This is a genomic window from Cypionkella sinensis (assembly GCF_042646385.1).
In the GTDB taxonomy this organism is placed as follows: domain Bacteria; phylum Pseudomonadota; class Alphaproteobacteria; order Rhodobacterales; family Rhodobacteraceae; genus Cypionkella; species Cypionkella sinensis.
Genome location: NZ_JBHRTO010000003.1, coordinates 14,458 through 37,027, shown reverse-complemented (window position 1 = coordinate 37,027; position 22,570 = coordinate 14,458). Strand labels below are relative to the sequence as shown.

General features: G+C 62.0%; 13 protein-coding genes. 8 read left to right on the top strand and 5 right to left on the bottom strand.

What is annotated here, in order from left to right:
* Positions 1-4: 4 nt before the first annotated feature.
* Entirely contained in the window at positions 5-379 is a 375-nt protein-coding gene (locus ACFOGH_RS19830) for an XRE family transcriptional regulator (protein WP_380074940.1), read from the bottom strand.
* 126 nt (positions 380-505) lie between these two features.
* Here ACFOGH_RS19830 and ACFOGH_RS19825 point away from each other — a divergent pair, with 126 nt between their 5' ends.
* From ACFOGH_RS19825 to ACFOGH_RS19815, 3 genes are read left to right on the top strand one after another with little or no spacing between them, the layout of a single operon-like run.
* On the top strand, positions 506-2,083 hold the full coding sequence (locus tag ACFOGH_RS19825) for a recombinase family protein (protein ID WP_380074939.1): 1,578 nt from the start codon (positions 506-508) through the stop codon (positions 2,081-2,083).
* A complete protein-coding gene (locus ACFOGH_RS19820) occupies positions 2,077-2,970 on the top strand; it encodes a ParB/RepB/Spo0J family partition protein (RefSeq protein WP_380074938.1) in 894 nt (297 codons plus the stop codon). The genes ACFOGH_RS19825 and ACFOGH_RS19820 overlap by 7 nt, the downstream gene beginning before the upstream one ends.
* Complete coding sequence (locus tag ACFOGH_RS19815) at positions 2,967-3,902, top strand: plasmid partitioning protein RepB C-terminal domain-containing protein (protein ID WP_380074937.1); 936 nt, start codon at positions 2,967-2,969, stop codon at positions 3,900-3,902. The genes ACFOGH_RS19820 and ACFOGH_RS19815 overlap by 4 nt, the downstream gene beginning before the upstream one ends.
* 256 nt (positions 3,903-4,158) lie before the next feature.
* Here the strand turns inward: ACFOGH_RS19815 and ACFOGH_RS19810 are convergent, their stop codons facing one another.
* The 3 genes from ACFOGH_RS19810 to ACFOGH_RS19800 form a co-directional block, all read right to left on the bottom strand.
* Positions 4,159-4,341 (bottom strand): Pam3-gp28 family putative phage holin, encoded by a 183-nt coding sequence (locus ACFOGH_RS19810; RefSeq protein WP_380074936.1) that lies wholly within the window; start codon positions 4,339-4,341, stop codon positions 4,159-4,161.
* A gap of 274 nt (positions 4,342-4,615) precedes the next feature.
* Complete coding sequence (locus ACFOGH_RS19805; protein WP_380074935.1) at positions 4,616-7,693, bottom strand: SNF2-related protein; 3,078 nt, start codon at positions 7,691-7,693, stop codon at positions 4,616-4,618.
* Complete coding sequence (locus ACFOGH_RS19800) at positions 7,686-10,643, bottom strand: hypothetical protein (RefSeq protein WP_380074934.1); 2,958 nt, start codon at positions 10,641-10,643, stop codon at positions 7,686-7,688. The genes ACFOGH_RS19805 and ACFOGH_RS19800 overlap by 8 nt, the downstream gene beginning before the upstream one ends.
* A 381-nt stretch (positions 10,644-11,024) precedes the next feature.
* Between ACFOGH_RS19800 and ACFOGH_RS19795 the strand changes: the two genes are divergently transcribed.
* Genes ACFOGH_RS19795 through ACFOGH_RS19780 form a run of 4 tightly spaced genes read left to right on the top strand, consistent with a single transcriptional unit; the run spans position 11,025 to position 20,235 of the window.
* The gene (locus ACFOGH_RS19795) at positions 11,025-13,478 is read left to right on the top strand and encodes a UvrD-helicase domain-containing protein (protein ID WP_380074933.1); all 2,454 of its coding nucleotides are present in this window, start codon (positions 11,025-11,027) and stop codon (positions 13,476-13,478) included.
* Positions 13,475-16,678, top strand: a complete 3,204-nt coding sequence (locus tag ACFOGH_RS19790) for a helicase-related protein (RefSeq protein WP_380074932.1) — start codon at positions 13,475-13,477, stop codon at positions 16,676-16,678. Before ACFOGH_RS19795 ends, ACFOGH_RS19790 begins: the two co-directional genes overlap by 4 nt.
* A 16-nt stretch (positions 16,679-16,694) precedes the next feature.
* Positions 16,695-18,551, top strand: a complete 1,857-nt coding sequence (gene drmB / locus ACFOGH_RS19785; RefSeq protein ID WP_380074930.1) for a DrmB family protein — start codon at positions 16,695-16,697, stop codon at positions 18,549-18,551.
* 4 nt (positions 18,552-18,555) lie between these two features.
* Positions 18,556-20,235: an AAA family ATPase gene (locus ACFOGH_RS19780; protein WP_380074929.1), complete on the top strand. Its 1,680-nt coding sequence runs from the start codon at positions 18,556-18,558 to the stop codon at positions 20,233-20,235.
* 16 nt (positions 20,236-20,251) lie between these two features.
* Here the strand turns inward: ACFOGH_RS19780 and ACFOGH_RS19775 are convergent, their stop codons facing one another.
* Complete coding sequence (locus ACFOGH_RS19775) at positions 20,252-21,805, bottom strand: DNA cytosine methyltransferase (RefSeq protein ID WP_380074928.1); 1,554 nt, start codon at positions 21,803-21,805, stop codon at positions 20,252-20,254.
* 67 nt (positions 21,806-21,872) lie between these two features.
* On the opposite strand from ACFOGH_RS19775, the gene ACFOGH_RS19770 reads away from it, so the two are divergent.
* Positions 21,873-22,364 (top strand): very short patch repair endonuclease, encoded by a 492-nt coding sequence (locus tag ACFOGH_RS19770; protein ID WP_380074927.1) that lies wholly within the window; start codon positions 21,873-21,875, stop codon positions 22,362-22,364.
* Positions 22,365-22,570: the final 206 nt, after the last annotated feature.

Genomic DNA, 22,570 nt, shown 5'->3' with positions numbered 1-22,570 from the left:
TGAGTTAGAAATCCTCGGACAGATTTGGTTTTTGTCTGAGGTTTTGTAACACGAGAAGACGGTCGGGACAACCGGCACATCTGTGCCGCTCGCCGGACAGCCGCTCGGCCATGGTCAGGATCGTCAGCAACACCGCGTCGCAATGCTGCGCCAACAGGATGAGATGTTCTCCACTTGGCCCCCGTTCTCCTGAAAGCCAGTACTTTACGGTGCGTTCACTCGCCCCTGTCCAGCGCATCGCCGTCTTGATGGCCTGGTGCGTCGGACCCAGTTCAGCCCGCAACGCGGCGGCCACGGCCTCGCGATAACAGGCCTGATCCGCCGCCAGGTGCACAGTTGTGCCCATTTTCGGCACAACTGTGCCCATCTTGATCCGCATCGCTGCGTTCTCCTCCGATAAACCTGTGGAGAAGACATCACAGCGGCAGATTCCGTTTTGCGCCCCAGACATCATCCCGGGTCCAACCAGACGGAGACGCCTGCATGAATTGACCGGGAGACGGACATGGCCGGAATCGATCCGCCCGCATTGAAAGGACCGGCCAAGACCCCGCCAATGCGAAGGGCGGTCGAATATGTCCGCATGTCTACCGACCACCAGAAGTACTCGACCGAAAATCAATCAGACGCGATCCGCAAATACGCAGAGGAACGCGGTTTCGAACTGGTGCGCTCCTATGCCGATGCCGGGAAAAGCGGCCTCAGGATCGAGGGCCGCGAAGCCCTGCAGCAACTGATCCAGGATGTGCAGGACGGCACTGCCGATTTTGAGGTGATCCTCGTCTATGACGTCAGCCGGTGGGGACGGTTTCAGGATGCCGATGAATCTGCCTATTACGAATACATCTGCCGACGCGCCAACAAGCAGGTCGAATACTGCGCCGAGCAATTCGAAAATGACGGCGGCCCGGTTGCAACCATCGTCAAGAGCGTCAAGCGGGCCATGGCAGGCGAGTACAGTCGTGAGTTGTCCCACAAGGTTTTCACCGGGCAGTGCCGCCTGATCGAACTCGGCTATCGACAGGGCGGCCCGGCGGGCTTTGGCCTTCGCCGTGTCCTGCTTGACGAACGCGGCGAGGTGAAGGCCGAGCTGAAGCGTGGCGAACACAAAAGCCTGCAGACTGATCGGGTGATCCTTGTGCCGGGGCCCGAGGCCGAAGTGAAAACCGTTCGCTGGATCTACAGCTGTTTTCTGAAACACGGCCGGTCAGAAACCGAAATCGCGGCCGAACTGAACGAAGGCGGTATCCTGACCGACCTCGGCCGCGTCTGGACCCGCTCGACCGTGCATCAGATCCTGACAAATGAGAAATACATCGGCAACAATGTCTACAACCGGCGCTCCTTCAAGCTGAAGCGCAAGCGGGTCGCCAATGGCCCGGAGATGTGGATACGGTCTGAGGGGGCCTTCGAGGCCATCGTCGAGCCGAAACAGTTTCAGAAGGTGCAGGCGATCATCGCCGCCCGGAACCGCCGGTTTTCGGACGAGGAGATGCTGGATCGGCTGACCCGGCTGCTCCAGCGCCATGGCTATATTTCTGGCCTCGTGATCGACGAAGCAGATGGCATGCCATCCAGCGGCGCCTATGCCCATCGCTTCGGCAGCCTGATCCGGGTTTACTCCCTCGTCGGCTTCACCCCGGACCGGGACTACCACTACATCGAAGTGAACCGGTTGCTGCGGCTGTTCCACGGGGAGGAGGTGGAGCGTGTGATCTGCGAGATCACCCGGATCGGCGGCACGGTGGCACGCAATCCGGTGACCGACCTGCTGACCATCAATGACGAATTCACCACCTCCGTCGTCGTCGCCCGCTGCCGCGAAACCACCACGGGCGGGCTGCGCTGGAAAATCCGCTTCGATGCGGGACTTAGCCCCGACATCACCATCGCCATCCGAATGGACCGAACGAACACTGCCGCGCTCGACTATTACCTGCTGCCCCAATTCGAGATGCGGAGCAAACCCCTGGGGCTTGCCGAGGAGAATGGCCTGATGCTGGACGCTTTCCGATTTCAAACACTGAATTTCTTCTTCGATATGGCCCGGCGCATTCCTGTTACGGAGGTCGCCCCATGGTGACCGAGGTCGAAATGCCGGGCGAAGTGCAGACCATCCCGATTTCCGCCATCACCGTGGAAAACCCACGTGAACGCTCGGAAAAGACCTTCCGCGCACTCGTGGACAGTATCGGCACAGTCGGGCTGAAAAAGCCGATCACCGTTGCCCGGATCGATGATGAGGCAGGGGTCTCGTATCGGGTGGTCTGCGGTCAGGGACGGATGGAGGCTTATGTCGCCCTTGGGGAAACCCACATTCCGGCCATCGTCGTGGACGCGAACGAAGTCGAACGGCTTCTGCGCAGCGTGATCGAAAACATTGCGCGGCGCCAGCAGCGGCCGCTCGAGCTTTTGCAGGACATCACCATCCTGCGCGACCGGGGATATTCGGACCATCAGATCGCCGACAAGACGGGGCTTTCCCTCGCCTATGTCCATGAAATCGGTGAGTTGATCGCCAACGGTGAAGAACGCCTGCTGATCGCGGTCGAGACCGGGCAGATGCCGCTCAGCGTCGCGCTCTACATCACGCGTGCCGAGGAGAAGGATGTGCAGAAGGCGCTTGAGGCCGCCTATGCCTCGGGCGAACTACGCGGGAAGAAGCTTCTGGAAGCACGGCGGCTGGTTGAGTTGCGCCAGCGGCATGGCAAACAGCGGGGTGGCGCGCGTAACAAACAGCCACGCGCGCGAATGACATCTGCGGCGCTGGTCAAAGCCTATCGCGTGGAGGCAGAGCGTCAGCAGGACATGGTTCGGAGGGCACAAGCGACGCGCAGCAGCCTTCTGTTTCTGGACGCGGCCTTTCAATCGCTTTTGAAGGACGAGACCTTTCTGACCCTGCTTCGCGCGGAAGGGCTGGGTAGCCTCCCGAGCATCATCGTTGAAGGGCTGCAGGAGCCAAGAGCATGACACTCATGGGGAAAATGCCGTCGCCAAAGAGTCCCGGGTTCGAGGCAAGCCTGCGACTGATCCCGATTGCCGCAATCCTGCCCGTGAAGCAGCTGTCGACCACCGTGCCCAAGAGCCAGAAGTATGGCCAAATCGCCGCGTCGATCCGCGAGGTCGGCCTGATCGAACCGCCGGTGGTCGCCCGCGCAGCGGGGCAGGACGGATCCTTCATCCTTCTCGACGGCCATGTTCGTCTGCATGTGTTGAAGGAAATAGGTGAGACGTCTGTCATCTGCCTGGTGGCCACCGATGACGAGTCCTTCACCTACAACAAGCGCATCAGCCGTCTGGCCACAATCCAGGAGCACAAGATGATCCTGCGTGCGGTCGAACGCGGCGTATCGGAAGCCCGCATCGCTGCCGCGTTAAATGTGAACATCGCGCTGATCCGGCAAAAGCGCACCTTGCTGAACGGCATATGTCCGGAGGCGGCCGAACTGCTGAAGGCCCGACATTGTCCGATCAACAGTTTCCGCTTCTTGCGCAAGATGAAACCTTTGCGGCAGATTCAGGCAGCAGAACTGATGGTCGCCGCAAACAATTACACGGTGCCCTATGTGGAGGCCATTCTGGCGGCGACCGACTCCGCTGACCTGGTTGACCCGACAGCAAAGAGGGCACCTGCGGGGGTGACTCGCGAGCAGGCTGAGCTGATGCGCTCGGAGATGGCCAACCTCCAGAAGAACATAAAGCTGGTCGAGGGCGCGCTTGGACCGGATCACCTCCGACTCGTTGTGGCAGGCCGATTTGTCGAGCGGCTTCTTCAGAATGACCGCCTCGCACGTTACCTCGACAGGAGTCATGGCGAAATCCTGAGAGAGTTTCGGCAGATCGTCGCCCAGCTGACACAGCATGTGCCCGTGGCGGAGGTAGAAAACGGCGAGAGCGCATAGCTCGCCCATTGCTTTGCAAGTGGACGAAGGGGACCCGGACCCGAAAGCGCGGGGACCGCGGGAGACGCCGGACGGTGGGTCGGATCAAGCGCGGGGTGGGGATGGCGGCGAACCCGCACGAAGCCCACCACGGTCGGCCGACATATGGCCGACCACGCAGGTGTCCCAGCAGGCTGGATGCCTGCGATGCCAGACGGGCGCGCTGTCTTTCTGGGCTGACCACCAGTCGAGGGATGGCGCGCCCGCGTGTGACGACTCATCGCAGCAGTTCTGTGCATCCTCGCTTGTCCGCGACAGACCAGACCACCGACCTGAGGGTCAGAAGCGCGCCGATGACTGGTCGGATGTCCGAGGCTTGTGCGTTGCCCTTGGCGACCAGCGCGGTGCCAGCGACGGTCAGAATTTGGCGGACCAGTGCCAACATTGCAGCTTTCAGCATGGTTTTCTCAAGTTCAGATTTCAGTGGTGGCCGAGCTTATCCAACCCGCTCTTGATCAAGCGGATGGCATCGGTGGAGTCTGTGGTCAGTGGATGGCTCTTTCAGCACAACCTTGGGCAAAAAAACCGGCGTGAGGGCGGGGGTCTGGGATGGTGGTGTTGTGCCGTTCAGGGCCGCTTGCCCAGTCCCCGCGGCGGCGTGTTGGCTTAGCGTGCCTGCAGTTTCAAATTCTTGATAGAGAGGCACAACGCTTCAAAGCGGACGTCCTACACTCCTAGCCGCCTTCAGGCGCGACAAAGCGCAGGCTCGCATGCATCAGGCTGCGGGGATGGGACTGAATAGCTGCGGCAATTGCCGCTCCGGTAAGCTTGATGCGCGTCTGGGCCATAAGAACGGCCAGCGTCGCGCGGCGTTCGTCGGCTTCGACCTGACCGCGCAGGGCATTGACCATGCTTTGGTTGTCCACCCTGCCGCGCGCCGCAGCGCGGTTGCGGAACACTTGGGCTAGCGTCCCACTTTCCGCTTCGATCACTTTCTTGCGGGCGGTCCATGCTGTTATCGCGTAGCGCAGATCCTCGGTTCGCAAATCCCTCAGCTCGGCGTCGATCGCGCTGACGTGTTGGCTGCAGACCGCCGCCGCCGGAGTGAGCAGTCTTTGCATCCGGCCTTGAATGCGGCTTTTGTCGTCCGGATCCGGCCTTGCGCGCAGCAGGATTGCGGTCTGTCGTTGATCAAGTCGGTGCCAGCCTTCCTTGGTCAGGACCGAGGCCATGGCCGAAAAGCGGGTGGGCATCAGGGATTGGATCCAGCGGTGGTCGGCGGCAAGGCCTTCGTCCAGCCGCGCCAGATAGCTTTGTCGGGCCGTGGCTCCGAACCAATCCAGGGCCGCGGCAAATTCCTTTGCAACCCCGGAATGCGGCGATTGGAGAGGGTGGCTGGCCGCAAGAGTGACCACAATCGGCTGACCGTTCCAAGCCAGCGCCGGATGGGTTTCGCCGACCCTGATAACCAACTCGCCCTGCGGCTGTACGGAGAAGTTTGGGCCGCCCAAGCCCAGCCAGCCTTGGCACAGCCCGTCGTGAATGCTGTCGCCATGGTCAAAAAAACGCAGGTCGCGCGTTTGAGTGCCGGCGGCATTGAACTGCACAAAGCGGTGGGGCGGCACCGCCATATGTTTGCGCCGCACCAGCAGCGCCACCTTGTCATCCCATTCGTGACCCAGTGCCATATCGGTCAGCAGGAAGGGTGGTTCGGTTTTTCCAGACGCATACCAAAAGCCCGAATACCGGCGCGGCGGATCGGATTTGTCGGGGCGGCCGGGTTCATAGAGAAAACCGCCCGCTTTTGCACAGGCACGCAGCCAGTCGTCATTCGCCGCTTCGACCCGCTCAGCCGCGCTGGTTTCGTGCTCATCGGCAAGGTGCAGGCGATCTGCGATGTCGCCGACGCGGTCCGCCAATGCCTGCACCTGCGTCCTGGACAAGGGCGCGAAATGGTCAAGGTGCGAGACAAGGCCGCGCCCGGCCCAAGTTGCATTTAGGTCGGACAGGCGTGCCAAGGCTGCGCCTTTGCCGGTCTCGGGATGGGTCAGAAGCTGGGCAATCAGTTGGTTGACCTCGGTCCAGATCTCTTCTGACACCGGAGGTAGCGGGCTGTCAAACACCCCCAGCGCGCCAAGGGCGTTTGACAACCCCTCTTCTGGCGAGCCGCGCATGACCAGCCGCCAAAGTCGGATGCGTGCGGGCATGTGATGGCCATGGCGTGCGGCACGGATCGAACCCTGGCTAAGCCGGTCGATCCGGCCGATCAGCTGATCTACGGCCTGCGGGTCCCAAGGCATGCTGTAAAAGATCATGTTGCGGGCGCTGTGTTGAAGGTTCAGCCCGGCTTGGATCCAGTCGCCGATCAACAGGATGCGCGCAGGGCCTTGAACAAAAGGTTCGATCGCTTGTTGCATGGCGCGGATGTCTTCAAAGCTGCTCTCGCTGGCCGCCATCGACCGGCGCAGGGCCGCGATACCGTCTTGGGCCAAATCGGGAAAGTAGCGCGGCAGGACGGCTTGCAGCATGTCGATGGTGCCCGCATCCCCGGCCACGATTACAATCTTTTCCGGCGCGCGGGCGGGTTTCCCAGTGCGTTCTCGGTCCTTTTCGGCACCAAAGATGTCTGCAAGAATATCCGTCAGGGCCTCAAGACGGGAGTCGCCGAAATCTTCCAACGCGTCTTTGCGCACCTGCACCATACCCGGAACCGTGCGTTCAAATCGGTCGATGGCGTCGCGCACCGAACGGCGCGAGCGAAGCAAACCGCGCACTGTGGTCCAGGGCGCGGCATCAAGGCTGGGGGCGGTTCCCCCATCACCTCGGGTGCGCCCTGCAATAAGCGTCTGGATCAACCTCAGACGGCCGATTTCCGAGGCGTTCGGGTCAAACAGGCAAAGCTGGTTGTCGCGGGCAGGGAAATATGCTCCCCAATCCGCCCTCGTTTGCCGGGTGATGCGGCGGGTCGGCGCCTCGCAGCGGTAAGCGATGGCCCCTTCGTTGGAAATGACGTCCGAAGGCAGGCCAACCAGCGCCTGCGCGGCTTGCAGTTCCCGTTGTTCGATAAAGGCCATGGCGGACAGGCCCAAATCTTGGGCCAGACGGGCCTTTTCCGGTTCCAAGAGCTTAAAGATAATGTCGCGCCAAACTGGATCGCCCAGCCGCGGCGTGGCCGACAGCACCAGCAGCTGGCGATAGGCCGCTTCGTCGTTGCGGCTTTCGTCGGCCTTTTGGCTAAGGCGGTCGAGCACCTCGCGCGGCAGGGATTGCGGCTCGTCGATCACCAGCATGTGCTGGCGCACCGGATCCAGCCAGTCGGGATGATCGGCAATGTCCCGGGGCCGCAGCAAAAGTGCGCTGGCCGTGCGGTGGCGCGCGGCGGGGTGGTCATCGTCGGCGCGCTCAAGTCCAGCGGCCCCGGCCTCAAGCCAGGCCTGCATCCGGGCGCGGTCGGTGTCATCGACGACATGGCCAAGGATATGTCCCCGGGTCCAAAGCTCTTCGTGCCACTGCGCCAATAGGCGTTCGGGAGCGACAATGGCGGTTTGATGGGCCGGGTCGACGCTGCGCAGCGCGTTCAGCACCATGATCGCTTGAATGGTTTTGCCAAGCCCCACCTCGTCGGCAATCAGATGGCGAATGCGCTGATCCGACAAGATATGGGTGACGGTGGCCAGTTGGAACGGCAAGGGTTCGGCTGCGACGCCAAAGGTGGCCCCCATGGCCAGCGCCCCGCGCTCGGCCCTGCGGCGCAGGGCATGGGCGGTGGCAATGAAGACGTGGTAGGGATCAAAGCTGTGCAGATCAGACATGGGTCATCATCCTGTCCGCCGCAGCACGTTCGGCCCGGCCCAGTCGCAGCGCGACATAGCGAATTGCCCGTGCAGTGTGGCGATCGGACAAGAGCCGCGCCAGATGGTCGCGCCAGGCTTCGGTTTCCAGCAGTTGGGTGGGGGCAAGCCACAGCAGCAGTCCGCTCCTCAGCACCTGTGGGCCGACCCAGTCGACCCCGGCGGTTCGGCTGATATCCATGTGGCACCGGGTCAACAGGCTGACCAGATCATCATCGGACAGCCGGGCATAGGTGGTGGCTTGCAAGGATTCCCACCGGCTTTCGGGCAAGATCAGGTGCCGGAATGGCGACTGCGCCTGCTGGGTCCAGCTGCGGTCGGACAGTCTTTGCCAGCGATCGGCAGGGGAATAGGCATCGCTTTCCTCCAGCACGGGTTCGCCGCGTAGTTCAAGGCTCGCCGACAGGTCGGCATAGGCCGCATCCACCGCTGCATCTAACAGCGCCGCCTCGTCTTCGGTCAGCGCCGGTCCGGGGGCGCGATCTGATAGGTTGACAGATGCCAAGGCATTAGCAAAGCGCTGTGTCAGGGCATCGATCAAGTGTGGCTGGTCTTCAGGCGTGATCTGGGGAAACTCGGGGCCCAAGGCCAGCCCTTCGGACACAGCACCTTCGGCCATCTGGCGGGCAAGGCTGTCGGGGCGGCGGCGGTCTTGGGCCTCGGCGGTCAGCCAGTCTTGGCCACAAAGGGCCACAAGAAGGCTGTTTTCAAGAAAGCGGACAATCTCCGTGCGCCGTGCATCAACCAGAAAGCTTGACGCCTCGGCCGACTTCCAGGCTACCAGCGCCTCGCAAAGTGTTGCCAGCCCGTGTTTGTCGCCAATCGGAGCAACCGAACGAGCCAGAGCCAAGGGCGCGGGCTGGGCTGACTGACCGAAAAGCAGGGCCTTGCCCTCGATCAACCCAGCCCGCAGAGCCGCAAGGCCGGGCACATCGGGCAAATAAAGCCGAATGTCGTCCACAGCTTCGGGATGGTTGGCACCATCTTGGCTCAATAGCGGGGCCAGCGCCCGCGCGCCTAGACCCGGCCCGATAATCGCCCTAACCCCGGCCGTATCTTCGCCCCCATCTTCTGCGTTATCAGCGCGCCAGGCGATTTGCCCCGGCACGCGGTCTAGCTCTTGTGGTCGCCGGGGTAACGGGAATGTAAATTCTCCCAGCCCGGGCACTGTGACGGTCAGGGTCCACCATGCCTCTTCATAGGCGGCGGCCTGATAGGCCGCGGCGCGCAGCTCCTCCAATTCAGGGGCGGTAAAGGTTAGGCGGGCCGGTAGGCCAGGCAGGGCGAAGTCTTGCCGGGCAAGTGCTGCACCGTTGCGGGACAAACCGATTTGCAGGATGACCGGGCCAAGCGCCACCGGGCTTGCGAACGACAAGACCAAGGCCCCTGACCGCAGGTCAGCAAGGCTGGGCTGCGCGGGACGCGCATCGCAGGCAAAGGCACGCGGGGCAGCGGATGGGTCGGAGTAGGGGGCGATTTCCCACGTTTCCGCCAAGCCGCTGACTTGTCCGCCTGCCTGCAAATGCAGGGCGATGGCGCCGTCAGAGGCGGGCAGCATTGCAACATCGCCCAGCGCCATGACCGTCCCCACGCTGGCAGCGGTCGCGCCGGGTTTGCCAAGGCTGACCTGCAGTCCCTCACACATCGCCCGCAGGAAAAGCGGCGTGTCGGCGGGGGGCATTAGGCGGGTGCCGTCACGGACAATGCGACCCGCACAGGCAAACTCGGCCAGATGCGAGTCGGCCAAACGCACCCCCGCTTCGGTCAGAGCTATGCGGCAGGTGCTGGCCTCCGCCACCCAAGCCAAAATGCCGTTTGGGCAGTCCAAAACCTGCGCCCCGGCGGGTCTTGCCGGGCCGTCCGGGCGGTCTTGCAGGATTTGCAGCACCAGCTCGCCGGGGTGCACCACATCGTTTCGGCCAAGCGCTGCCAAAAGCCCGCCTGTTTCGGCCCAGCGAAAAACCGAGGGCAGTGCGGGGGTCAGAGCTGCCAGAAGATCTTCAGCGCTGTCTGAACGGCCTGACAGATGAATAAGGGCGGGCTCAAACGCGCGCCCGATGTCGGGCAGGGCCAGGATGGCTCCTTGTAGAAAGTCGCGCAAAAAAACCCGGCTTTGGGCCTGCCCCGCGATAGTCAACAGCGCGCTTTGGTTGGCTGCGACCGCTTCGTCTGACTTGGGCCCCTGCAGCCAAAGTCCGTCCAACACGGGTACGCCCCTACCATCAACGCCGGTCCGGGAAGAGGCCGAGACGGAGGCCAGCCAAGTCGCTCTTGGGGGTATTGCTGCGGATTTGCGGGACGGGTTGCGCAGCACGCGGCGCGCCTGACGCAAGACCTGGCGGCATTCGGCATCCATCCGGATATCCCGCCCGATCCGCGCCAACGCCCCGGATTCCAGCCGGGCCGCACTTTCCTCGCCGGTCAGCAAGCTGCGCCCGAGGGCAATGGCCAGCGTTCGGTCTTCCAACCAGTCTGACAGCCGCCCGGACCACAGCCCCCCGGCAATGCCGACCAGCCGTCGGTAGAACTCGTCGTCATCAAGACCCGGTCCGCCCATCTGTGCCACTTTGCCAAGCGCGGCGGCTAGTGGGCGGTGTATCTCCAGCGGCGCCAGAGCGTTGCGGATCGGCCAAGCGATGTTGCTGTAGTTGCGGGCCCAATCGCTGCGGTGTGGTTGAGGCGTGCCGAGCCGCTGGCTTAGCCGCTCAAACAGCGCGCGCACGGCCAGACGGTCGGCACCTGATATCACCACCCCCAAATCGCGCGACAGACGGGGCCAGAATTCGGTGCCCGTGCCGCGATAGCCATAGCCGGTTTCGGTGATCGCCACGGCGAGGGGCAGGGTTGCATTGGGCCAGCGCGCCGGTGAAAGCCCTTCCATCCGGGCATAGGTGCCGACCAGGTGAAGCATTTCGGCCAAAGCCTCAGGGTCGAGCCCATGTTCGATAAGGAAGACCGGATCGGTGCCGCGCTGGCCGCGCAAGGCCTGAAATTGCGCAACAAGGGCGTGGTCAAACTGTCTGAGCAACTCTAATGCGGAACCAAACATAATCACCCAAATTTGTTTGCGGCAGTTTGGGCGGCGCGCGGAAACTTGTCAATAAGCCACGAAAAAGGCTTGATTTTCGTCCATGGGCTGTATCCAGTGCATTATGTTCCCGCTCTCGCCGGTCAGCCCGGCCGGGGCCGGGACGGGTATGATATTGTTTGGCGGTCGATGCATTTTCATAAACTCCTTGGTCCTGTCCGCCCGCAGCCCGAATTTGAGGCCGAGACCACAGCACTTGAACGCATGATGGCATCTTTGGCCCAGTCGCGTGCCCCTGCGACGCCCGATATGGCCGACGCGGTTTGTGCCTATACCACTTCTGCGCCCTACATGCCTGTAAAGGAAGCCACCGCATGGTTGGCAGGGCTGCTTGGCTGGCACGAGGCTTGGCACAGTCGCGCCGCGATGATTGCGGATGAGATTGTGGCGGCGCTTTTGGCGGTGGGGGTGTTTGGCACGGGCGTGGGGTTTGGCCATTTGCTTTTGGTGCCACTTGCGCCGCGCTGCGTGCTGGTGCCGGGTGTTGGGTCGGTTCATCTGTCCGCTCGTCCCGTTGCGACAAATGCTGGACAAAATGCCGACCAGCAGCAGGGCGCGGTTCCTGGCGGGCTTTTCAAGGCGGCGGATGTGGGCGAAGAGGTGATCTCTTTTGCCGAGGCGATCGGCCTGCCGCCTTTGGACGAGGAGATGCTTGACGCCTTGTCCGGGACAATTGTGCAGGCCCGTGCTGGGGTGGCGTTGCGTGATCTTGGTGCGGATTGGCAAAAGCGCCTGGTAATCTTGTGCTGCGGTTTTGATACGGCGCAGGGCTTGTGGCGGATGGACGCCACGCGGGCGGCGGCGGTTCTGGCTTGGGCGGGTCTTGTGCCCGATATAGAGCCAGGCAAAGCCCACGATCCTGATCAGGCCTTGGTCATTTCCCTGCCTGTCGATCGGCGCGTCATCGTGACCGCGGGTCCGGGCAGCGGCAAGACCCACGTGGTCTGCCAGCGCCTTGCACAGCTTTTGGATGCTGGAACCGCGGCACCTCGGATGTGGCTTTTGTCCTTTACCCGGGTCGCGGTGGAGGAACTGCGCGACCGGATTGCCGCTGCAATCAACCGCCCCGACGAAGCCCGCGCGCTGAATGTTGCGACCTTTGACTCCTTTGCCAACCGTTTGCTGAATGCAACCCTGCCTGCTGGGGCCCAACGCCCCTCAGGTCACGATGCCGCAGTGCGCGCGGCTTTGCAGATGCTGCGTGATCCGCCTGCCGCTGTGACCGGCTTTGTTGCAGGCCTTGCCCATGTTGTGATTGACGAGGCGCAGGATCTGCAGGGCGACAGGCTTGAGCTGATGCGGGCCTTTCTCGAGCTTTTGCCTGCCGGTTGTGGGGTGACGATCCTGGGAGATGCGGCGCAGTCGATCTATGGGTTTTCGACGAGCCCGGTGGGGGATTCTGCTTTGCACAGTTTGCTCGACCCAATGCCCAGCTATGCGACAATGACGCTTGGCACCGATCACCGGACCCGCAATCCTAGGCTGGCGGACTTCTTTGTCGCAACCCGTGCCACTTTGAATGCCAAAGGGCAAAGCGGGCATGTGATCTATGCCCTCACCCGCCAAAGCATCGAGCGCTTTGCAACGCCCGCGCCACGCGGGGTGCTTGACCCGGTTTTGCCTCCCGGGCAGGGCAGCATGGTGCTGTTCCGCGGGCGGCGCGCAATCTTGTCGGAAAGTCATCGGTTGATGCGGGCCGATGTCGCCTTCCGGCTGCGCCCCTCGGGGCATGGCGATTTGATTCAGCCTTGGATTGGCGCAGCTCTGGCTGGGTTGCCGGGCCGCGCAATGGTGGCTTCGGCCGAGATCGCGGCGCGTATTGAAGGGGTGCAGGCCGTTATTCAGGGACGCGATCTGGATCAGCTTTGGACCGACCTGAACCACCTTTCGGACAGCCCCGGCGCGCAGTTGGACATGTCACGTTTGCAACGACGGCTGGGCCAGTCGCTGCCACCGCGCCTGCTGCGGCGGTTTCTTGGCCATGCGGGTCCGCTTTTGGGCACGATCCACGGGGCCAAGGGGCTAGAGGCCGACTCTGTGCTGTTGATGCTGCCCTATGCGCCGCCAGATACGCCCTTTGCAGGCACACAAGACCGTACCAAGGCCGATCCTTTGGAAGAGGCGCGGGTTCTGTATGTCGGGGCAACGCGGGCCAAGTCCAAGCTTTACATTGGCAGCCAAAGGCCAAGCCATATGCAAAAGCTGGCAGGCGGGCGGTTGTGGCGCGGTTACACCGGAGATTTCAGCGTCGAGATCGGGCTTGCGGGCGATGTGCTGCCGATCCTTCCCGCCGCTGATCCCCAAACCCGCGCGGCGGCCTTAATGACTGCCGCCGAAGCGCTGGCTGCACCTGGCCTTTCGCCCAAGGCGGTGCCTGGTGTTGCTTTGCGTGATGAGAAAAACAGGGCTTGGGCGATTTATCGGGCCAATGCGCAGGGCCTTTCCATTGGTCCGCCGTTGGGGCAGCTGTCACGCGAGGCGGTGGCCGACATCGCGCGGATTGCAGGATGCGACGTGGCTGCTCTGCCGGGCCGGATTGGCGGTTTCTTCCTGTCCGGGGCTGCGACCTGCACTTGGACCGATGGTGATGACAGCGGCATCGCCTTGGTTCCCGTGGTGTGCGGCCTTGCCTCAATTTCAATGGAGAGTAATCCGTGAGAGATGACACCGCGCGCCAGTTAATCGTCAACCGTCTGCATGAAGATCTGATTGGCCCGCTGGACGGCGCGCACGAGACTTTTACTGACCGGCCGACCGACAGGTATCTGACCGGAATGCTGTTCCCACCCCGCACCGCAATCGCCCAGATCGAGAATGACGACGCCGAGGCGGCAGGCGTTGATAGCGATACGTCGGTCCAGGACGCCGCAAGTCCGTTTTCATCGGCGCTGCGGCCATCTTCTGCCGGGATGTCCTTTGCTGTCATGGCCTTGGGGGACCGTCCCGCGGCCGTCGATGTCTTTATTTCAGCTGGGGTCTACGTTGCTGCCGACGCTGCTGTAGGGAAAGGCAAAGCGACGACCAAGGGGGAGAGCAAAGCGGCGGGCCAAGCCCGGGTTTGGCACCGTGCCGAGGTGTCGTTTGAAGACACGTTGCCCATCGGCGAGATTGCCAGCAAAGGTGGGGTGCTGCGCATGGACGGTGCCAAACTGGGCATCAGCGGGATGGAGCTTTACATCCGAGCCGCCCAGATTGCCGGCGGGCCGGTGCTGGTGACCTTGGCGGTGTCAAATCTGCACCCGATTTCCAGCGGCACTGATCCTGACGAACAGGTGTTTTTTCAGGTGGAACTGATCGCCCGCCCGGCACCGGGGACGCGGTTCTGCGAAAAACCCGCTTCCTGGCGGCAAGTCGATGTCGAGGACGACGACCTTGCCGCCGCCGCGTTGATCTATCGCGATGTACGCGACTATGTGGTGGGCCATACCTGTGCCGCGCGGTTTGTCGAAGAGGGGGGGGAGGTCACGGAGTTGGCCACCGACTGGCTGCCCACGGCCATTGTGCGCAAACCGCGCGAAACCGGCGATCCGATCTTTGACGCGCTGACCAAAGCCGGGCAGGGAGAGGGACAGGATGGGCCGCTGGATGCCAAATGGCTGTCAGAGGCCCCAGCTGATCAAATGCTGGCCGGGCTTGCCCAGCTTGTGACCCTGTATGAAACTTGGATTGATGCCGAGGGGGTCAAAGGCCGGGCCCTGAGAGACCCTGCGTTGCGCGCCAGGTTCCTGGTGCACGCGGCCACTTGTCGTGCCACTGCGGGACGTATCCGGGCGGGTATAGCCCTTTTGGGCCATGATCCCCATGCCTTGGCAGCGTTCAGGCTGGCCAATCGGGCGATGTGGCTACAAGACCGCTGGAAAAAGGACCGCCAAGACCGAAAGGACCGGCTTACTTGGCGGCCTTTTCAGCTGGCTTTTGTGCTGTTGACGCTGTGTTCGGCCAGCTCGGGCACCGATCCTGACCGCGAAGTGATGGACCTGCTGTGGTTCCCAACGGGGGGCGGCAAGACTGAGGCTTATCTGCTATTGACCGCCTATGTGATCTTCCTGCGACGGTTGCGCGCAGCGGGTGGGCCTGAGGGGGCCGGGGTCACGGTTTTCATGCGCTACACCCTCCGGCTTTTGACGATCCAGCAGTTCCAGCGTGCCGCGGCGGTGATCCTTGCCTGTGATCTGTTGCGCAGAAGTCCCGACCTTACGGGCGCTATACAACTGCCCGGCCACTTTGCCACCGATGAGCCGATTGCGATTGGGTTGTGGGTGGGCGCTGACTCCGTGCCCAACAGACTGGACGAAGCGATTGAGGCCCTGACCCGCGAAAGTCTCGGCGATCAGCCTGCCTCAAACCCACGCCGCTTGATACGCTGCCCCCAGTGCAATGGGTTGCTGCATTGGGCGGCGAATGACGCCAAGACCGACCTGCAGGTGACCTGCCGCAGCGCGCGCTGCAGCCTTGCAGGCGCGCCCTTGCCGGTGGTGACGGTGGACGATCTGATCTATCAGCGCCTGCCCGCCCTGATGATCGGTACCGCAGACAAATACGCCCAACTTGCCCGAGAGCCGAGGACGGGAAAGCTGTTCGGTCTGGACACGAACCACGCCCCGCCCGACCTTATCATACAAGATGAATTGCACCTGATCTCGGGGCCTTTGGGCACCATCTCGGGGCTTTATGAAATCGCCATTGACGAGTTGTGCAGCCATCAGGGCAACCGGCCCAAGGTTATCGGTTCAACGGCCACCATCCGCCGCGCCGAAACACAAATCCGCGCCCTGTTTGACCGCAAGGCCGCGCAGTTTCCGCCGCCCGGTCTGGACCACGGCAATTCGGGGTTTGCCGCCACCGATGAAAGCGATCCGGGTCGGCTTTATGTTGGTGTTACCACGACCGGCCGGTCGGCCAAGTTTACCTTGCAGGCGGTCATGGCCTCTTTGATGCAGGCAGCTGCCAACTCACAGATTCCAGCAGCACAGGCAGATGGCTATTGGACACTGGTAGCTTATTTCAACGCTTTGCGGGAACTGGGCGGCGCGCTGACGCTGGCGCGCGACGACGTTGGCCGGTCAATCAAGCAATATGCCCAAAGGAGACCCGATGAGGATGAGCGTGAGCTGCCGCCCCCGGTCGAACTGACCAGCCGGATCAGCGCGTCCCAGATCAACGAAATCCTGGACCGGCTGGATCAGCCGCGCGGCCATGCCGATTGTGTGTCAATGGTATTGGCTAGCAACATGATCTCGGTCGGCGTCGATGTGGCGCGGCTGGGGGTGATGGTGGTCAACGGTCAGCCAAAGACGATTGCCGAATATATCCAGGCCACCAGCCGGGTCGGGCGCGCCGCAATTCCCGGGTTGGTTGTATCGATTTGCAACGCCAACAAGCCGCGCGACCGCAGCCGCTATGAAAGCTTTCAAAACTGGCACCGTGCGCTTTATCGCGATGTCGAGGCAACCGGCGTCACCCCCTTTGCCGAACGCGCCCGCGAACGTGCCTTGCATGCGGCCTTTGTCATCTGTGCCCGCCACTTGATCCCCGAGCTGCGCCACAGCCCTTCGGGCGCGATGGCGGTGCGACCCGAGCTTGAGGAGATCCTAGGTCGCATCGTGGCGCGTGCGCGCTCGGTTCAACAAAGCCCCGCCGAAACCGCAGGGGCCGAGGGAGAGCTGCGGACCTTCCTTGATCTTTGGGTCAACCGGCCGGACCTGACCGAATACTGGGACAAGTGGAAGAACAGCCTGCTGACTTCTGCCGAAGAGGTGCAGGACAAAAGCCGCACGGCTGGGCTTTTGCCGCGCCCGACCCCCAATTCCCTGCGCTCGGTCGAGGCGTCAACAGCCTTTGCCCTGCGCGACTATTGAATGTGAGTGTTCCCCCATGACCGGAATCGGCAAGATCAGACGCAGCCAGGTGATCGGTACCTACGGCCCCGGCGCGATCATCGACTTTCGCAGCCCCGAAGGCGCGCCGATTTCGGCGGTTTCGGGTGGGCTTGAGCTGTGGGAAGAAGCAAAACTGGACCATCGTCAACGCATCCACGAGGTGCGGTTGCAAGCCAGTCTCAATGTGGATTTCTTCCACCAGCCGCCGGTGGGAAAATACAAGACCGCTGCTAGGGACGCCAAGGGTTATGCCATCGAGGAAGACCGCGAACTGCCCGCCGTCCGTTTCCCCGAATGGTGTTTCTGCCCGTCCTGCGATCGTCTGAAACACATCCGCGACTGGGTCAGCGATCCGGCCAAGCCTGACCGTTGGTGCCCGGTTTGCTCGGGGCAAAAGGGCAAGCCCAAGCGGCAGTTTGTCGTGCCCGTGCGTCTGGTTGCTGCCTGCGAAGCCGGGCATCTGGACGAGTTTCCTTGGGATCGTTGGGTTGGCCATGTCGAAGGCTGCAAGCGGCGCGATCTGAAACTGGTCGGCGAGGCGGCCGGTCTGGCTGGCCTCGTTGTGAAATGTGACGGCTGCGGGGCCGAGAAATCCCTGGCCAAGGCTTACGGCCCCCATGCGCTCGAGCGGATCGGCCACAGTTGCACCGGTCGCCGCCCTTGGCTGCCGCTGGCCCACCGCGAGGCCTGTGGCCATGCCGCCGCCGTCATCCAGCGCGGCGCGTCCAATGCCTGGTTTCCCATCGTGGAAAGCGCCATTGACATCCCGCCCTTCAGCGATGAATTCACGCAATTCATTCGTCAGGAACAGTATTGGAAGGCCTTCAAGGCGCTGGGCGATCCGGCTCATATCCGCGGCGTGATCGAGGATAACGAGTTGATGGAGGAATGGCACGGTCCCCCCATGACCCTGCGCGAGATGGAGGCGCAGATCCGCCGAATTTTTGACCGCGATCAACAAGGACCGGAAACCGACCTGCGCGCCGAAGAATACGCCCGGCTCGTCGCCCCTCCGACCCAAGGCGTCACGGACCGCAACTTCAAGATCGAGGTCGAGGCCATCCCGGACGGGCTGGCGGGGTTTGTGGGCCACCTTGTTCGGGTTGAACGCCTCCGCGAGGTGCGGGTTCTGACCGGTTTTACCCGCCTGACCGCGCTGGGCCAGGAAAAACAGGCCCGCGAACCGGCCAGCCTGTCTGCCAGCAAGAAGAAAAACTGGTTACCCGCCGTCGAAGTATTTGGTGAGGGGATATTCGTCACCCTTGACCTTGTGCGCCTGCGCGAATGGGAGCAGCGGCCCCCGGTGTGCGCGCGCATTGCGGCGCTGAACGCGCAGCTGGAACAGGCGGCCAAAGCGCGGGGCGGAACGCCGGTGGCCCCTTGGCCGCTGACAGCCCGGCGTGTCCTGATCCATACCCTATGTCACGCCGTCATTGACCGTCTGTCCCTTGACTGCGGCTATTCCAGCTCTTCGGTCCGCGAGCGTCTCTACTCCGGGCCCGAGGGCAGCGACATGGCCGGGTTCCTGATCTACACCTCGGCCCCCGGCGCCGACGGCACACTGGGCGGCTTGTCGCGCGAAGGGCGCGCCGAACGCTTTGGCGCGACCCTGCGCAAAGCGATTGATGACACGCGCTGGTGCTCATCTGACCCCTTGTGCTCGGACGGGCTGGCGGCCCTGTTCGACAGCGGCAACCACGCGGCTTGTCATGCTTGCTGCTTTCTGCCTGAAACCGCTTGCGAGCATTTCAATCAATACCTTGACCGCGCCTTGGTGACCGGCACGCCCGAAGAACAGTCGCAACCTGGCGAAACGCCTCTCTCCCTTGCATTCTTCCCGTCAGGATATTGATTTTATGGCAAAGATGGTTCCGTCCGAGATACCAGAGCTTTTGCTGGCCGACCCCAAGCGACGGGCAGAACGGCATGTATATCAATCGCTTGACCGTGAGTTGGGGGGCGATTTCACCGTCTATTGGTCGCGCCCTTGGCACCGCTTTCGTCCTGACGGCACAGGCCGCGATGGCGAGGTTGATTTCGTTGTGGCCCATGCAGATCTGGGGGTTCTGGCGATCGAGGTTAAGGGCGGCACGGTGTCTTGCAACGATCAGGGCCAGTGGGTTTCGGTTTCGGGCAGCGGCACGCCCTATAACCTTAAGCGCAGTCCAGTGACCCAGGCGATGGAAGGCAAGCACGAGCTGAACCGCAGGCTTAAAAGGCTCGCGGCCCTGTCAAGACGGACCCTTAACATGTGTCATGGTGTGGTTCTGCCCGACAACAGCCGCCCCACGAAAGACTTGGGCGCCGACGCCCCGTTGGAGCTCTTTGCCTTTGGCAATGAAATTGGTGCGGGTAAACTGGGGGAGTGGGTGCGCGAGACGCTGATGCGGGGTGCCAAGGCCTGCGATCCGCTTGGCCCTGAGGGCATGAGGGCGCTTCACGAAATCATTGCGGCCGAATTTGAACTGCGTCCGCATCTGGCCAGCGTGCTGGCCCATGACATGAAAAAGATCGAACTTCTGACCGCCGAACAGGCCTATGTGTTGGAATCGCTGGCTGGAAATCCGCAAATGGCCATTGCCGGGGCGGCTGGCACTGGCAAGACCCTGCTTGCGCTGGAAAAGTCCTTGCGTTGTGCCAAAGCAGGCGATCGCACCTTGCTCACGTGCTTTAACAACGCGCTTGCGGCGCATCTGAAGGGACTTGTCGGCGAGGTAGAGAACCTGACAATCGCCGGGTTTCATGAACTTTGCGGCAAGGTGGCCCATCAGGCCAAAGTTTCGGTGCCCGATCTCCAAGGCCCAGTATTCTATAGCAAGACCCTGCCCAATGCGTTGGAACAAGCGATGCAGGCCCGCCCTGACCTTGCCTATGACGCGATCATTGTCGATGAGGGCCAGGACTTTGACCGCGAATGGTATGACACCCTGCGGCTGTCTTTGAAAGACATGGACGCCAGCACATTCCATGTCTTTTTTGATGACAACCAGCGGATCTATGGCGGCGCGCAAAGCTTTGTCGATGAACTGCCAAAACTGTCGTTCCGGTTGATCCGCAATCTGCGCAATACCCGCGCGATTCACCGCTGCCTGACGCCTTGGTATGACGCGCGCGGTGCGATTTCGGCAGGGCCCGCCGGGCAGCCCGTCGATTGGATCGAGGTCAAATCCAAAGAGCAAGCCTATACCAACGCCAGCGCCTTTGTGGCCGATCTTGTCAAGACCGCGCAGCTGCAAGCGTCAGATATCGCGATCCTGACCGGGGGCGCACGCGATAAATGCGGGCTTTTCTCCCACGCGCAAATCGGCGGTGCGGTGCCGATCTCTGCCTCGGACCTGCGCGGTAAAAACCGCATCTGGTGTGACACCGCGCGACGTTTCAAGGGTTTGGAAGCGAAATGCGTGGTGCTTGTCGATATCGATCAGCTGATTGATGATGAACTGATCTATGTCGCCCTAAGCCGCCCGTCGCTTTTGCTTCGGGTGATCGGCCTGCCTGCGGACATATTGCGGTTAAAGGGCGGGTTAGGCAGCTAAGCGGTCAGTTTGCCCGTTACGCTTCGTGGGTGTCCGCTTTTGTGAGAGATGCGTAGATCAACGCTGCGATCTGGCGTGCCAAGAACGGTGGGACTGCATTTCCAACCTGGACGTATTGCTGTGTCCGGTTGCCGAGGAACAGGTAGTCGTCCGGGAAGGTTTGCAGCCGGGCGGCCTCGCGCACTGTCAGGCTGCGACACTGGACCGGATCAGGATGAATGAAGTAGTGCCCGTCTTTGGAGATGTGGCTGGTAACGGTTGTTGCTGCCTCATGGGACAACTGAACCCGGAAGCGGTCGCTGAAAATGCCGCTGTGCCAGTTCTTGTGATCGGGGCTGAGCGCGAGGGGAAAATCTGCCGCCTTCGGACTGTACTGGCGCTTTTCACCAAAGACCGCGGCGAAAAGATAGCGGCCGAGATCCGATGCCATGTGCCCACGCGTTTCGTGCTGGGCAAGGGCTTGCAGTTCCGGACGTTCGAGCCAACGCATCAGGTCGTCGTTGGAGGTCCCGTAGCCCGCGGGCAGGCTCGCGTCCGTGCGTTGCCCGGGCGAGGCTTTCTTCATGCATTTCACAACATCGAGAAAAGCTTGCTGGAGAGCCTCATCTCCATTGCTCTTGCAAATGCTGGCCAGGATGTTTCCAGCCTCAACGACCTCGCGCATCCACGCGGATGGCGTATCGACGTCGCGGCTGATACCGCTGCGAAGGGGCGGCATGTTTCCAATAGTCTCGCCGACCGTGCGTCGTGTGCCCGTGACAGGAATGCTGGTACCCGACATCCGGTTGGCAAGGTCCGACCTTATGCCAACGATGATGACCCGATGGCGGCGCTGTGGCACGCCGAAATCCTCGGCACGCACGATGAAGTCTGACGGCTGTTTCGGCTCCAGCAGCGTCGCCTTGCCGTCCGAAAGACGGATCGCGCGGAGTTCATAGTGGTGTGCATGCCCGGTGCCGAGCGAGGTCAGATCTTCCATCAGCATCTCAAAGACCATCCGGCTTTCGATTGTCGATGACAGCATGCCCTTCACGTTTTCCATCACGAAGGCGGCAGGCCGAAGTCGGTCCAGCACGCGGATGTACTCGCGAAAGAGATAGTGCCGCGCGTCCTCTTCGGGCACATATCCGATCTTTCCGTTGGCACGGGCGCGCCCGACCAGCGAATAGGCCTGGCAGGGAGGGCCACCGATCAGGATCGTGTCGTCGAAGTCCCTTCTCAGACTGGCGATAACGCTGTCGATTGCTTCGGTGGCAGGCTCAGTACCCAGTTCAAGGCAACGCGCCTCATGCGTGGCGTGATCCCATGCAACCGCGTCAACTGTAGACCAGTCCGGTTCTGCTGACCGGCCAGCATGGAAATCGATGTAAGCCGTCGGCAAAGCGCCATGCTTTTCGGCGTAAGCGCGAACAAATGCGCGCATCGTCAGCGTCCTGTGCGCTGATGTCTCTTTTTCGACCGAAATGCCGATCTGAAACGGAGAGTGATCGCCCACACGCAGCGAAGCAAAGCCCTCACCCAATCCACCAGGCCCGGCAAACAGATCGACAATGCCGAAAGTGGCTGGCAAATCAGTGTCCTCTCGAATTCAGATCATTGGCTGTATACTAGGTCCGACAGATGAAGCCAGGAGGCAAATGACAGACATCGTCGACAGCCAGACCCGCTCCCGCATGATGTCCGGGATCCGTGGAAAGAACACGAAGCCCGATCTGGCGCTCCGCCGGTCCCTGCATGCGCTCGGCTTTCGTTATCGCCTTCACGCAATGGGCGTTCCTGGCAAGCCGGACATCGTGATGCCGAATTACCATGCCGTCATCTTCGTGCATGGTTGCTTCTGGCATCGCCACGCAGACTGCCGCTACGCCACGGTTCCGGCAACGCGCCCCGAGTTCTGGGGGGCCAAGTTCGATGCAAATGTAATGAGGGATGTAGCAGTTCAGTCCGCTCTTCGGGAGGCGGGCTGGCGAGTCGGAACAGTCTGGGAGTGCGCCCTGCGGACCGAGACCTCCGTTGCGCAAACACGGGAGATGGTGGCGGCATGGCTTCATGGCAGTGACGCTGTAATTGTGATCGGTGAGGTGGAGGTCCGAAATGCGCCATGCCCCAAACCTGATCATGCGTCGTGATACTAGATCTGGGATATGCGTGGCATGCGCTGGTTGAACGGTTGAGTGCGATGAACATTGAGCCATGACCGAGGTAGTGGCCGATCTCGGCACAGGCCGGACCCGATGTTGTCGAGCATGCATCGAAAGAAAGCGAGGGTCCGCCAGAAGCTTCTGGTGTCATGTCCCACCTGAAGATCGAACTCTCCAACGCCCAACCAAGCACG